Source organism: Paenibacillus sp. Marseille-Q4541 (assembly GCF_018310695.1).
GTDB lineage: Bacteria > Bacillota > Bacilli > Paenibacillales > Paenibacillaceae > Paenibacillus.
Map to the genome: position 1 here is coordinate 46321 of NZ_JAGXCY010000022.1, position 13655 is coordinate 59975.

Here is a 13655-nt window from a genome sequence, read left to right on the forward strand (position 1 = left end):
ACCTAAAGAAAGCGAGCGAACGATTTTGGTCAAAGTGGAACCATCGATAGCGACAGAAATCAACAGCATAACGATTGAAATTATCGAGGTGTGTTTACTTGCCGGAAAAATCATGCTCCAGAGCGGCGCTGAAACCTATCGGGTAGAAGATACCATGATGCGGATTGCGTCCGCGTTCGGGATGCCGAATTCCCATAGCTATGTAACTCCTACAGGAATTATTTTCTCCTCAGACGGACTAAGTCCAGCCAAGTTAATTCGAATCTCGGAGCGCACAACGGACCTTCATAAAGTGTCTGCTGTAAATAGTGTGTCAAGACAGATTGGAAATCAGGAGCTGACTCCTTCCGAGGCGCATATTCTCCTGAAAAATATCGAAAGTGAATCTGTTCTATATAATGTTCGAATGCGAATCGCGGCTGCTGCTCTTGCCAGCGGCTGCTTTACGATTATGTTTCAAGGTGGATGGCATGATTTTTTACCCGCCATTCTTTGCGGAGGAGCAGGGTTTGCAGCGGTGAGCCTATTTCAGCGGCTCGTACAAGTTCGTTTCTTTTCAGAGTTCATTGCCTCTTTTATTATTGGATTGTTATCGCTATTCCTCGTCTATGTCGGTGCCGGTAAAGAACTGGATAAAATTATTATAGGATCTGTGATGCCTCTTGTTCCAGGTCTCGCCATTACGAATGCAATACGTGATCTGATGGCCGGGCATCTCGTTTCGGGCTTATCCAAAGGTGCAGATGCTTTCTTAACGGCGTTTGCCATTGGTGCTGGAATTGCAGTTGTGTTTACTCTAATTTAGTCCGCTATATTGATCATTTGCAAGTAAGTGATGACAAAGGAAAGATGAGGTTCTAAGAAGTATGCTTATTCCTATCATTGAACAGGCGATTACGAGCTTTATTGCCTCTCTCTTGTTCGGCCTTATATTTAACGCGCCGAAGAATATGTTAATCCCATGTGGCACAGTAGGCATGCTCAGTTGGATTATTTATTTCGTCATGGAGCCCGGATATGAAGCGGTTTCCGCCACACTTGCAGCGACCGTATTTATTGGGGTTATGAGTCAGTTCTTTGCTAGAAAATACAAGCAACCTGTTATTATTTTCAGTGTGGCAGGCGTTATTCCCCTTGTTCCCGGTGGCCTGGCTTACAATGCCATGCGGCATTTTGTACAGAACGATTATACGACTGCCGTAGAACTCGCAGCCAAAGCCCTTATACTCGCAGGTACGATTGCCGTGGGACTTGTTCTGTCAGAAGTTCTTAATCAGGCATTTCGTAGAAAAGCAAAATAAAAAAACTCGTCTATTCTTACAAAGAAAGGACGAGTTTTTTTGTTTAGGAACTAAGCTTCTTGCCAAGAACGGCAAGGTCACGCTTCACACCATCGAGCAAGGCAACTTCAGGATAATAACCCCACTGTTCAAAACCAAACTTTCGCAACAAACGCAAGCTTGGCTCATTATGTCCAAACACAAATCCAAGTACGGTCGTGATCTGAAGACGAGCGCAGTCTTGAATGATCTTTTCCATCAATCGGCTCCCTGCTCCAGTACCTCGAAACGCTTCATCCACATAAACACTGACTTCCGCAGTACCGTCATATGCAGGTCTCCCGTAAAAGGAACTGAGGCTGACCCACCCTGCAATCCGATCATCAATTCTCATTACCCATAATGGACGCTTGTCCGGTGTGTGTTCTTCAAACCACGAGACTCGGCTCTCTACCGTAACAGGTTCCAAATCAGCCGTAACCATCCGTCCAGCAACCGTAGAGTTGTAAATAGACACAATAGAAGGTAAATCATCAAGCGTAGCATAACTAAAAGTTATATTCGGTTCCATCAAAGCAGCCCCCAAGTCCTCATTCTAATTCGGCCAATCTAAATATAATCACTAGATTATCAGAACAACCTGTGAGCGATCAATACTAAATTGATTGAGGTTCTTAGACCGAATACCTACTTCACCAATTCTTCAGGAAGACCTGTTTGTTCTGCACTCCAGCTCCATAAGAAATTCGATACACTTTTATCCATAGCATGGGGCTTCAGCTCCTGAATTTCCTGTTGATAAAAGTACTCTCCGGTAATACCGTTTACCTCTGGATGGATTGCCAGATAAATCGCAGTTCTTGCTCCTTCCTCCGGCGTTAGGAATGAAGGGATTTTCCGTACTACTGCCATAATAGCCGTACCGAAACCGGTTGTACGATTAATTCCGATATTCGTACCCACAGCTCCCGGATGCAGCGCATTTACCGTTATATTCGTCCCATCCAGCCGTTCAGCAAGCTCTCTTGTAAACATGATATTCGCCAGTTTAGATTGGGAATAACTCTTAATAACGTTATACCGCTTCGTTAAATTCGGATCTTCCAGATGGATCTTCCCTGCCTTATAGGCACCCGAAGAAACGTTGATCACTCTAGCTTGTGTCGCTGCCTTTAAAGCAGGAATAAGCAATCTAGTAAGTAAATAATGTCCGAGATGATTTACTCCAAGCGTCATTTCAAAACCATCCGACGTTTCTTCTCTCTTTAAACAAACTACACCCGCATTATTAATAAGAACATCCAGTTTGGAGTGGGTGTCCATAAATTGTGCGGCAAAATTACGTATACTATGTAAAGAACCAAGATCTAACTTCATTAATTCTATTTGTTTTGATCCAGTAGCAGTGATTGCTTCATCAAGAGCGATACGGCCCCTCTCTTCATTTCTGCAAGCCATTACAACATGATATCCCTGTAAAGCCAGTTCAATGGAGGTTGCTAGTCCCATTCCAGAATTAGCACCCGTAACAATCGCTATTTTTGTATTCATTCCATTCATCCTTTCGGGTGGAAACAGACATGCCTTCCTTTCATCATACAAGAAATGTACCCCAAAAGAAAATGTTCCCTAAATGAACCCTGCCGGGTCTACTCCCCTGACAGGGTTCATCCATCTCTCGACTGTTCCCACTTAGCCCATTTTGTTATGTTGGTTCTAGTAAAGGGGTTTTAGTGCAATGATTTGATCATCATCTGCGGATGGGATTCCTCTGCCATCCCGATTGTTAGTAAGTATATAAAGCGTACCATCTGGACCTTCATTAATACTTCGAATCCGGCCCCACTCCCCCTCATACAAAACTTCGGGTATAAGACCTACGGACTGTTCTACTCTGTTATTTGAGAGATCAAACCTCAGTACCTGTTCGCCGCGGAGTCCACCGACAAGGAGCGAGTTCTTCCAAGGTCCTTCTGATACGAAGGTCATTCCCGAGGGTGCCCACGTCTCTGAACCACTATGAGCAACAGAACGGATCAGTCCATCTGCGGCCTCGTCGCCTTCAATGAGCGGCCAGCCATAATTCCCCCCTTTTTCAATGATATTCAGTTCGTCCAAGTTTGATTGACCGTGTTCCGAGCTATACATTACTCCAGTTTCCGGATGCCAGGCGAGTCCCTGAGCATTGCGGTGTCCTAGAGAGTAAACAGGTGATCCTGAGATTGGGTTATCACTCGGAATGGAACCGTCCAGTCCGATGCGAAGGATTTTTCCACCCCATTCGCCACTATTCTGTGCCATATCGGGCTCATAACGTTCCCCGGTTGTTACATACAGAAGACGGTCAGGACCGATCTTAATTCGTCCCCCATTATGATTTACACCACCTGGTATGTCATCAATCAGCACCTTATCGATCGAAGCTTCTTGCCCATCTATGATCAGCCGAAGTACACGATTTGCGATGTCTTCTTCTTTCTTATATGAATGATAAACATATACGTAGGAGTTGTTCTCAAAATCAGGATCTATTGCAAGCCCGAGTAACCCCCCTTCCCCTTCGTCCGAAAAAGGAGCTGAAAAGGAAATTAGCGGTTCTTCCATTATTGTTCCATCTGTAATCATTCGGAGCTGCCCTGGTCTTTCAGTAAATAGCATTCGTCCATCCGGTAAAAAGTCAACCTCCCAGGGTACATTAACCCCTGTTGCTATCACTTCCGTCTCATATGGAAAAGAGTTCTCTTCTTCCTCTGGAGTAGACTGTGCAGCCTCTTCCTCTCCGTTTGATGACGGAGCAGGCCCATGCGGTCCCACAGGAGTGCATGCGGATAGCATTAGAGCAAGGGTGATGCCAACCAGCATAGGAATTTTCTTATCCATATCACAGCCACCTCTTTTGCTATATTATTGTCAAATATTACCCCTGATTTTTTTGTCCTAAACCTCTGGTGTAGGCCTTTACTATCAATAAACAAATTCATCAGATCCATAGGAATGGATCAATATGTAGGGGAATTATTCAATGCTTCCATGTAGATCTGGTAGATGTTTGATCTGTTTTGGGATTTTGGACGATAAGCTTTATAATAGATATAGAAATTGAAAGAAAAAGGCGGTTATTAATGATGACAAAACAACCTATTATCTTATTGAATCAAGCAATAACAGAACATGCATTAGACGCAGTTCTCATTACTGATCCGAAACACGTATATTATTTAACTGGATTTGCAAGCAACCCGCATGAACGTTTCCTTGGGCTTGTTATGGTACAAGGTGAGGAACCGACACTAATTGTGCCAAGCCTAGACGAAGAAGCCGCTTCTGCTGCCTCCTCCGTTAAAAAAATCGCAACTCATCAAGATACAGATAATCCTTATGACATCTTAAAAAAATATCTACCTCGTACGATGAACAATTTCGGGATTGAAAAAGATCATATGTCCTTGTCTAGATATGAGGAGCTTGTTCGTTACACCGAAGCCCAAAATTATATGGATATTGGTTCCCTTCTTCGTGAACTACGGGTTCGTAAAGCTCCTCACGAGGTTGAACGCATGAAAGTTGCAGCTGACATGATTGAAGAAGTACTCCGCAGAGGACTAACACATGTAAAAGAAGGCGTAACAGAGATCGAACTCGTTGCTGAGATGGAATATCAAATGAAGAAGCTGGGTGCTTCTGCTCCTTCTTTTGACACGATGGTTCTTACAGGACCAAATACCGCACTTCCACACGGTGTTCCTGGTACACGTAAGCTTGCTTACGGTGATCTGCTCATGTTTGATATGGGTGTATATGCAAATGGTTATGCATCTGACATTACCCGTACCTTTGCTTTTGGAGAACTGTCTCCAGAACTGACTAAGGTGTACAACACAGTGCTTCAAGCCAATCTGAAAGGGATTGAAAGTGTAAAACCGGGGGCAACCCTGGCATCTGTTGACCTCGCCGCTAGACAAGTAACGATTGATGCAGGATATGGCGAACGCTTCCTCCACCGTCTTGGACATGGGCTTGGTATTGATGTGCACGAATATCCTTCTGTTCATGGTGCTAATCAGGAACTATTGACCGAAGGAATGGCCTTTACAATTGAACCAGGAATTTATGTTCCGGGTCTTGGCGGCGTCCGCATAGAAGACGAGGTTATCGTGACTGCTGATGGCGTGGAATTGTTAACAAGCTTCCCGAAAGAATTGCAAATTCTCGGCTAATCCGCTGGATCGAGCTTTCTTTATGTAGATTAATAAAAAAGGTGTTCCACCCTGTAGAGCTTCTAGTTCTACAGGAGGAACACCTTTTTAGGTTTATTTTAGCCAAGCAGCTTATGCTTCGTTCGCAGAATCCAAATCAAAGTTAGCTTTGTTATAAATCTCTTGATCGTTCTCATTTAAAATCTTGCTGGACACAAGACCTGCGGTCATAGATCCATTAACATTCAAAGCGGTACGTCCCATATCGATCAGTGGCTCAACCGAGATCAAAAGACCGGCAAGACCGACAGGAAGGTTCATTGTGGACAGCACGATGAGAGACGCAAATGTAGCTCCGCCGCCGACACCGGCAACTCCGAATGAACTAATCATGACTACCAATACGAGGGTAACGTAGAACTGCCAATCCATAGTTACACCAACAGTAGGAGCAATCATGACCGCTAGCATAGCAGGATAGATACCAGCACAGCCGTTCTGACCAATGGTTGCGCCAAACGAAGCGGACAAGTTCGCAATCCCTTGTGAAACGCCAAGTTTCTTCGTTTGTGTTTCAATATTCAGCGGAATGGACGCTGCACTCGAACGAGAAGTAAAGGCGAAGACGAGTGTTGACAATACTTTTCTCACATACGCAATCGGATTAAATCCGAACAGCGTCACGAGAACCAAGTGAACAACAAACATCAGAAGCAGTGCTACGTAAGAAGCAATTACAAATTCACCAAGTTTTAATATTTCCTGCGCATTCGTAGTTGCTGTAACTTTGGTTATGAGAGCAAGGATACCGTAAGGAGTAAGCCTTAATACCAGTGTTACAATACGCATGACAACCGCATATAACGAATTGATCAGTTTGCGGAACGTTTCCGCCTGCTCTGGCTTTTTACGATCCAGTCCAAGTACAGCTGCACCTACAAAAGCGGAGAAAATTACGACTGCAATCGTTGAAGTACGACGTTCACCTGTCATATCAGCAAAAGGATTAGAAGGAATAAATTCAAGAACTTGCTGCGGGATCGTCATATCCTGAACATCACCCAGCTGTTGTTCGAGACGATCAGCTCTTGCTTGTTCAGCTTCGCCGCTCTCGATATTGATTGCCTGTAGACCAAAGATTTGGGTAACTCCGATACCAATTATGGCAGCAATCGCTGTCGTAATCAGCAGTGTACCAATGATGGAACCACTCATTTTCCCAATATTCTGATTACCTTTCAGGTTCATGATCGCTGAAATAATGGACACCATAATCAGCGGAATGACAATCATCTGCAAGAGCCCTACATAGCCAGAACCAATGATACTGAACCAGTCGACACTTGTTTTCACTGCACCTGAAGCAGCTCCGTATATAACTTGAAGCAGAATTCCGAACACGAGACCTAGTCCGAGACCCGCAAATACGCGCTTCGTAAAAGAAACATGTTTCTTCTGCATACGATACAGGATGCCTATAAGAACAAGCATGACTGCCACGTTAATAATAACCTGCAATGTTTCCATGATAACTATTTCCCTCCACATCATCTTATGAACTCTAACGTTCAGACCCTGCTTGTGCTTCCGTCATGATCTAACTATGTATACCCCATTATTCCAGTAGGGAATACAAATTAGGATGTATCTGCATCGTCTAGGCCTTTCCGTCTAGGTTGATTTACTAGAAGTATTTCATACTATATCATAAAACCCATTAAACAGGTAGACTTTTATTAAAATAACTTAACACACTGCGTAATAATGGCGTCAGAACGCGGTTTTTCAAACTTTTTTTCGCAAAACTACTATTCATCCGGCGGTTAATTAGTTAGAATGGAAGTTAAAATCTTCCTTACATCCAAATTTGCAGAAAAAATCCTAATCTTTTTTGTAAACCGAAATATGGGTCTTAAGGATGATTAATCATGTAACGAAAGGAGTCAATCGTATGATTCGACGAAAGCACTCTCAAACCATTGCAGCAAAAATTCGAAATACCGTACTGCTGATTCTGTTGCTAGCCGCTGTCCTCTTCAGTACAAGCCTCTATCTACTGTCCATGAATATCATCAACAGCTACGCTATGCCTCACATTGAGAAGAATTTGGGGAATACCACAATGGATATTTATCGAAATCTCGATTCAACGCAGGCTCAGCAAGTAAAGCAGAATGCTTCTTCCAGCTCAGGAGCTGCCCTGACACTTGGCTCTTATCTGGGTGAGAAACGAAAAGCTCATGAGAATGATGTAAGTGATATTTTTATCGCGGATGTAGATAACGAGAAAAAGGAAATGACCCTAATCGCAGTAAGCCCTGGGTCCGTTTATAAAACAGGAGACAAGCTCCCCCTCCAGCCAGAAATGGCAGAATCGATCCAAGGAGAAGTAAAGATCACCGAACTTTACAAAAATAGTTCTGGTACGCACAAAAGCGCATTTATCCCAATTCCGGGAAGTAGTATGCTCCTTACTGTCAATATGGATGCTTCTTTTGTCCAAAGTAAGACGAATCAAATCATTTGGATCTGCCTGGTTATTACCCTTTTAACAGTTATTATAGGATGGATAATTACGACATTTGTTATACGCAAAATCACAGCACCTATTGTAAGCTTAGTAAAACATAGTAATTCGATAGCACAAGGGAACTTAGCTACTGAAATACATATTCAAGGTAATGATGAAGTATCCCAGCTCGCTTCAAGTTTTAAGCAAATGGCAGACAATCTCAAAGTCATGATCTCTCAAGTACTTCAAACCTCCGAAGAAGTAGTGTCAGGTTCGAATCAGCTCAGCAGTGGTGTGAAACAGATGGATTATATCTTAAGCAGTGCCTCGCAACACGCTGCCGTTGCTGAGAAGGGCAGCTCAACACTTGCATCCAGCAGTGCAGAGAACGCTAGAGCCATGGAAGAAATCACATATGGAATACAACATATTGCCTCTTCTGCCTCTGATGTATCTGAACAGATGAACACTGCATCCGAAGAAGCCATTAAAGGAAATCAACTTGCACAAGGTGCTATTAATCAAATGCAGCATGTAGAAAGAACCGCTTCACATTCGCTCATGCGAATTCAGTCTCTGAATGAACGTTCCGAGATGGCAGGTAAAGTGGTTACTAGCATTTTCGATATCACAAGACAAATTCAGATGTTATCTCTGAATGCTTCGATAGAAGCTGCTCGTGCAGGAGAACACGGACGCGGATTTGCCGTCGTTGCAGGGGAAGTCCGGAAGCTAGCTGAGCAATCCAAAACGGCTACAGAGGAAATTTCTATATACTTAAAAGCAATACAAAAAGATACGAAAGAATCTGTAGAATCTATGAATCAGGTGAGTTCAGAAATCACTTCTGGTACTACACTTGTCGGACAAGCAGGAGTAGCATTTCATGAACTGATGAAACTCATTCAGAAAGTAAACTTGACTATTCAGGCAGTATCAGCCGCTACTCAGCAAGTTTCAGCAAGTGCTGAAGAAGTATCCGCCTCTGTAGAGGAAACTGCGGACATTACTTCTAAATCAAGAGAAAGCATGCTCCTCATTGTAGAGAATTCAAACGAACAGCTTGATCAGATGAAACACTATTCCAAAACCGCTATTCATCTTCAGGAACAAGCACAAGAACTGCAAACAGCGGTTCAGCGATTCAGACTACATATGGAAGATCAAAATGTGGAATTGGCGGAAGAACTCGTATTGGACGAAGTCATTGAACAAGACAAAGAAACGAATCTTACAGATTCAAGCTCAACCTAAGCTAGTACACTGCAGACTCACACAAATGAAAAGGTGTCATGTTCGCCGGATCTATGATCAGACAACCGTGACACCTTTTTTTATATTCTAAGTATTACCATCTACTCTTTTTGTAATCCTACAATTTCGTAGATCCGATCCATGTCGAGATGTGTGCGGACCTCCTTAGCTATACGATCAAACTCCTCTGTCTTGTATGCGGCAGCCTCAAATGTTTCACTAACAGGTTCAAGTCCTTTTCGGATGCGAAGTCCATCAAGCCAGGAACGTCTTAATCTATCGTTATCAAATAGACCGTGGAGATAAGTCCCCCACACTTTACCGTCTACCACGCCGCATCCCTCGAAGTGAACATTCGCTGCACCTCCTAGAGCTAGTTCTGAATCTGTATCCGCATTCAGCACAAATATAGGTTTGTAATCTACGTAGGGTTCTCCGGGAACATCCGTATTCTTAGTAACTCCCATATGGATTTCATAAGCTTCTACAGAAAGCATCGTTACATCCTTTTCACCCATCCTGAGAGGATGTCCTTGAGCAATTGTACCCTTGACCCTAACGGTTCTTTTTTCCTTGGAAAATGTAGTGACAAGTGGCAGCACACCAAGGCCTTCGGCTTGTTTCGTCTTACTCTCTACGGCATGAGGATCAAATAACGATTTCCCAAGCATCTGATAACCCCCACAAATCCCCACAAGCTGTATATCTTGTTCATTTACTTGCTCCATGATGATCTGATCAAGTCCACGTTCTCTCAGAAAAGCCAGATCGCTAATTGTATCCTTCGTTCCAGGTAATATAATGACATCAGGAGTACCTATATCTTCTACCGTATTTACGTAACGCACGACGACATCCGGTTCCCAGCGCAGTGCATCAAAATCAGTGAAATTAGAAATCCGCGGGTACCGAATGACGACTATATCAAGGTCTCTCTCTTTCTGTTTCCGATACTGTAGTTCATCCAGCACCACCGAATCTTCAGCTTCAATACGTAAGTCCTGAATATAGGGAAGCACGCCAAGTACAGGAATCCCTGTTCGCTCCGCAAGCCAATCTAGCCCAGGTCTAAGAAGCTCCAAATCCCCACGAAACTTATTAATAATAAACCCTTTCACCCTTGCCCGCTCATGAGGTTCAAGCAATTCCAGTGTACCTACAAGAGAAGCAAACACCCCACCTCGATCAATATCTGAAATAAGAATGACAGGAGCATCTGCCCAACCAGCCAAATTCATATTAACGATATCCCTGTCTTTCAGATTAATCTCAGCAGGACTTCCCGCTCCTTCCATCAGCACAATATCATAACGTTCACGCAGCCGATCCAAGGCATCAAGGACGATCGTTTTCGCTTGTGGCAAAAAGGTTGTCCGATAATCCATCGCACTCATCTGCATCCTCGGTACCCCATGGACGACAATCTGTGAATGCATATCCTTTACAGGTTTAATAAGGATCGGATTCATATCGGTTGTTGCTTGCAGACCACATGCTTCTGCCTGCACTCCTTGTGCTCTTCCAATCTCTTTACCATCTAACGTTACGTAGGAATTTAGCGCCATATTTTGCGATTTATATGGAACCGGTCTTAAACCATCCTGTAAAAAAATGCGGCATAGCGCCGTTGTAACAATACTTTTTCCTACATCAGACGCCGTGCCCTGAAGCATGAGAACTGCCGCTCTGTCCTGCTTTATCTGTTCGAGAGCTTTACGTTCGGCGTATGTATCTCTATTTTCCATGATCATCAGTCCACCTCTCTAGCTAGCAAAACATCCTTAGCAGCTTTTTTCTCTTAGTGAATAACTGTGGACAGAACGACCAGCATCACCAGCCCCACTGCTTCCAGCCCCTCATTAAGAGCCCCGTAGACATCGCCCGTAAGTCCGCCAAGACGATGACTAATATGATCCGCTGCCCATTTACCGCATGCCCATATGAAAAAGGGAATGATGAAGAAAGCAATGATCGTTACTCCCATATTGAGACCCCAAGAAAACATTACGCCTTTATCCACATACACAGCAAACATTGAAATACCACAACAAACGAGGGAAAGAAGCAGGGTAACCCCCCCTACTCGGTAGAGCAGATCATTCTGAACCCCTGCAAACATACCTGCTAGCCCTTCCCCTTCTCTAGCCCGATCATATTTCACCATGGCATACACCATGAAGAAACGGCTCCATAGAAAGGGTAAAATAGCAGTCCCCATAAGAATGGGTTCTCCCATTAAGCTATATAAGAGTGAGGCTTTCAGCATTAAGAGCAATACACAGGCAATAACACCCATTGCTCCAACCCTACTGTCCTTCATAATTTCGAGCATCCGTTCTCTGCTTCGATAGCTGAGAAGAGCATCGGCAGAATCCATCCAGCCGTCTAAGTGGAGCCCTCCTGTAAGCCATACCCAGATCATGAGTACAAGAACAGCGGAAGGAGCTGCCGGTAAAAGAAATCCACTTACCCATGCTACACTAAAGACAACAATCCCAATACTCAATCCAACAACGGGATAGAATAATGTGCTTCTTTTCATAAGATCTGGAGTGAAGTCCAGCTCTAGCTTGACTGGAAAACGTGATAAAAACTTAAAAGCGGCCGCAGCCGCTTTCATATTCTCTCTCATACTTTGTACTCCTTGCTTTTCAGTTCGATGGCAATACCAGCTGTAACCAAAAATACCTCCTGACTGATCGCTGCCATACGCTGATTCAGAATTCCGGCATAATCCCGGTATAACCGTCCTAATCGATATTCAGGGACGATTCCGTCCCCTACTTCATTCGTCACCAGAATAATTAGCCCTGGATATGCTGCCACACTGCGGACAAGAAGGTTCATCTCTTCCATAATCGCAGCAGGTCCTTCCTGTTCTTTGGCAAGCAATACATTGGATAACCACAAAGTAAGACAATCTATAAGAACAGTCGGTACAGGAAGTGTAGCTTCCATCAAACCTTGAAGCGTTTCCGCTACCTCCAACGGTTCTTCAATCGTATGCCACAGGTATGCCCCGTCTTCACGCTGTAGTCGGTGTGCATTGATCCGTTCTGTCATTTCCTGATCAAAAGCTTGTGCGGTCGCCATATAAATTGCTTCCGAAGATCGACTCATGCATAGTTTTTCGGCAAACGTACTTTTTCCGCTGCGAGCACCACCCGTTACGAGAATGATCATGATTCCATTACCTCATGATTACTTTCTTCTTCAACTACTGGTGAATTCCCCGTGCTCCCAGAAATCCCTGCACTACTGAACGTAGCCATCTCAGCCATAATTCTTCCGGCGGCTTCAATTAAATGGAGAGATAGGACTCCACCTGTTCCTTCACCAAGTCGCATACCTAGCTGGAGCATAGGTGAAAGTTCCAGTGTTTGCAGGAGCGCGGCATGTCCTCTTTCTTCCGAAGTATGAGAAGCAATCATATAGTCCAGACATCCTGGTGCAATACGGCTTGCCACCAAAGCAGCTGCAGTCGAAATATAACCATCGATGACGATAGGACACTTCAAGGCAGCGGAAGCGATAATAACACCTGTAAGGCCTGCAATATCAAGTCCTCCTATTTTGGCAAGAACATCTAACGGGTCTTTCGGGTTCGGCTGGTTCTGCTGTATTGCCCGGGCAATCACATTCGCTTTATGCTGGACACCGGCATTGTCGAGTCCTGTACCTCTCCCTGTCGCTTCTTGTACACTAACACCTGTCAAAACACTTGTAACCGCCGCACTCGGCGTTGTATTGCCAATCCCCATTTCACCTGTAACAAATAACGTAAATCCTTTATTTACAGACTCTTGTACAATATCAATGCCTGTAAGAATGGCCTGTAATGCTTCTTCTCTACTCATAGCAGAGCCCTTTGCCATATTAGCCGTCCCTTTCCGTACAGGACGAGACACAAGCTCTGGATGGTCAGGTTCTCCGTTCACCCCTATGTCAACACAAATAACTTCAGCCCCTGCTTGACGGGCAAGCACATTTACTGCTGCACCACCGGCAAGAAAGTTATGAACCATCTGTTGTGTTACCTCTGCAGGGAAACTGCTGACACCTTCCTCCACTACGCCATGGTCTGAAGCCATGACAATAACTGCTTTTTTCGAAAAAGTAGGCTGACTCTTTCCTGTGATTCCCGCTAATCGAATCGTCAGCTCTTCCAGTTTTCCTAAACTTCCAGGCGGTTTGGTCAAATCGTTCAGATGATCGGTTGCTTTCTTTTGAGCATCCTCGTCCAATGCCATAATCTTCTGAACCCACTCATTTAGTTGTTGCTCTCTCTCCATCTCTATCTCCATCCTTATCCATTACTTATCTGTACTTGTATATTTAGATTATAACGAAAAGTGAGCAGACACTTCAAAAGAAAAAACGAAGTACCGATATAAACCGATGCTTCGTTTTTTG

Annotated in this window: 12 protein-coding genes; 4 read left to right on the forward strand and 8 right to left on the reverse strand. The window is 44.0% G+C overall.

The annotated features are described in order from the left end of the window. Positions 1–112: 112 nt before the first annotated feature. The gene (locus KFT32_RS19015) at positions 113–805 is read left to right on the forward strand and encodes a threonine/serine exporter family protein (protein WP_249435992.1); all 693 of its coding nucleotides are present in this window, start codon (positions 113–115) and stop codon (positions 803–805) included. Positions 806–866: 61 nt separating this feature from the next. Beyond that, positions 867–1301, forward strand: a complete 435-nt coding sequence (locus KFT32_RS19020; protein ID WP_211748824.1) for a threonine/serine exporter family protein — start codon at positions 867–869, stop codon at positions 1299–1301. Positions 1302–1344: 43 nt separating this feature from the next. Here the strand turns inward: KFT32_RS19020 and KFT32_RS19025 are convergent, their stop codons facing one another. The 3 genes from KFT32_RS19025 to KFT32_RS19035 all read right to left on the reverse strand — a co-directional run bounded on the left by KFT32_RS19025 (position 1345) and on the right by KFT32_RS19035 (position 4160). Then, complete coding sequence (locus KFT32_RS19025) at positions 1345–1851, reverse strand: GNAT family N-acetyltransferase (RefSeq protein ID WP_211748825.1); 507 nt, start codon at positions 1849–1851, stop codon at positions 1345–1347. 116 nt (positions 1852–1967) lie between these two features. Further along, a complete protein-coding gene (locus tag KFT32_RS19030) occupies positions 1968–2831 on the reverse strand; it encodes an SDR family oxidoreductase (RefSeq protein ID WP_211748826.1) in 864 nt (287 codons plus the stop codon). A gap of 165 nt (positions 2832–2996) precedes the next feature. Then, positions 2997–4160: a PQQ-dependent sugar dehydrogenase gene (locus KFT32_RS19035; protein ID WP_249435985.1), complete on the reverse strand. Its 1164-nt coding sequence runs from the start codon at positions 4158–4160 to the stop codon at positions 2997–2999. A gap of 245 nt (positions 4161–4405) precedes the next feature. Between KFT32_RS19035 and KFT32_RS19040 the strand changes: the two genes are divergently transcribed. Beyond that, on the forward strand, positions 4406–5497 hold the full coding sequence (locus KFT32_RS19040) for a M24 family metallopeptidase (protein WP_211748890.1): 1092 nt from the start codon (positions 4406–4408) through the stop codon (positions 5495–5497). Between the two features lie 111 nt (positions 5498–5608). Here KFT32_RS19040 and KFT32_RS19045 read toward each other — a convergent pair whose 3' ends face one another. Further along, positions 5609–7003: an L-cystine transporter gene (locus tag KFT32_RS19045; protein WP_211748827.1), complete on the reverse strand. Its 1395-nt coding sequence runs from the start codon at positions 7001–7003 to the stop codon at positions 5609–5611. Between the two features lie 424 nt (positions 7004–7427). Here KFT32_RS19045 and KFT32_RS19050 point away from each other — a divergent pair, with 424 nt between their 5' ends. Next, positions 7428–9242: a methyl-accepting chemotaxis protein gene (locus KFT32_RS19050; RefSeq protein ID WP_211748828.1), complete on the forward strand. Its 1815-nt coding sequence runs from the start codon at positions 7428–7430 to the stop codon at positions 9240–9242. Positions 9243–9343: 101 nt separating this feature from the next. Here KFT32_RS19050 and KFT32_RS19055 read toward each other — a convergent pair whose 3' ends face one another. From KFT32_RS19055 to cobT, 4 genes are all read right to left on the reverse strand, one after another. Then, on the reverse strand, positions 9344–10915 hold the full coding sequence (locus KFT32_RS19055) for a cobyric acid synthase (protein ID WP_211748892.1): 1572 nt from the start codon (positions 10913–10915) through the stop codon (positions 9344–9346). Between the two features lie 125 nt (positions 10916–11040). Next, entirely contained in the window at positions 11041–11874 is an 834-nt protein-coding gene (gene cobS / locus KFT32_RS19060) for an adenosylcobinamide-GDP ribazoletransferase (protein WP_211748829.1), read from the reverse strand. Next, entirely contained in the window at positions 11871–12425 is a 555-nt protein-coding gene (cobU, locus tag KFT32_RS19065; RefSeq protein ID WP_211748830.1) for a bifunctional adenosylcobinamide kinase/adenosylcobinamide-phosphate guanylyltransferase, read from the reverse strand. The genes cobS and cobU overlap by 4 nt, the downstream gene beginning before the upstream one ends. Further along, positions 12422–13534, reverse strand: coding sequence for a nicotinate-nucleotide--dimethylbenzimidazole phosphoribosyltransferase (cobT, locus tag KFT32_RS19070; RefSeq protein ID WP_211748831.1), 1113 nt, complete (start codon positions 13532–13534; stop codon positions 12422–12424). The genes cobU and cobT overlap by 4 nt, the downstream gene beginning before the upstream one ends. Positions 13535–13655 lie beyond the last annotated feature (121 nt).

Excerpts from the sequence above, each read along its gene's own strand:
- KFT32_RS19015 (WP_249435992.1), top strand. The coding sequence starts at position 113 with ATGCTCCAGAGCGGCGCTGAAACCTATCGGGTAGAAGATACCATGATG.
- KFT32_RS19020 (WP_211748824.1), top strand. The coding sequence starts at position 867 with ATGCTTATTCCTATCATTGAACAGGCGATTACGAGCTTTATTGCCTCT.
- KFT32_RS19025 (WP_211748825.1), bottom strand. The coding sequence starts at position 1,851 with ATGGAACCGAATATAACTTTTAGTTATGCTACGCTTGATGATTTACCT.
- KFT32_RS19030 (WP_211748826.1), bottom strand. The coding sequence starts at position 2,831 with ATGAATACAAAAATAGCGATTGTTACGGGTGCTAATTCTGGAATGGGA.
- KFT32_RS19035 (WP_249435985.1), bottom strand. The coding sequence starts at position 4,160 with ATGGATAAGAAAATTCCTATGCTGGTTGGCATCACCCTTGCTCTAATG.
- KFT32_RS19040 (WP_211748890.1), top strand. The coding sequence starts at position 4,406 with ATGACAAAACAACCTATTATCTTATTGAATCAAGCAATAACAGAACAT.
- KFT32_RS19045 (WP_211748827.1), bottom strand. The coding sequence starts at position 7,003 with ATGGAAACATTGCAGGTTATTATTAACGTGGCAGTCATGCTTGTTCTT.
- KFT32_RS19050 (WP_211748828.1), top strand. The coding sequence starts at position 7,428 with ATGATTCGACGAAAGCACTCTCAAACCATTGCAGCAAAAATTCGAAAT.
- KFT32_RS19055 (WP_211748892.1), bottom strand. The coding sequence starts at position 10,915 with ATGCTTCAGGGCACGGCGTCTGATGTAGGAAAAAGTATTGTTACAACG.
- cobS (WP_211748829.1), bottom strand. The coding sequence starts at position 11,874 with ATGAGAGAGAATATGAAAGCGGCTGCGGCCGCTTTTAAGTTTTTATCA.
- cobU (WP_211748830.1), bottom strand. The coding sequence starts at position 12,425 with ATGATCATTCTCGTAACGGGTGGTGCTCGCAGCGGAAAAAGTACGTTT.
- cobT (WP_211748831.1), bottom strand. The coding sequence starts at position 13,534 with ATGGAGAGAGAGCAACAACTAAATGAGTGGGTTCAGAAGATTATGGCA.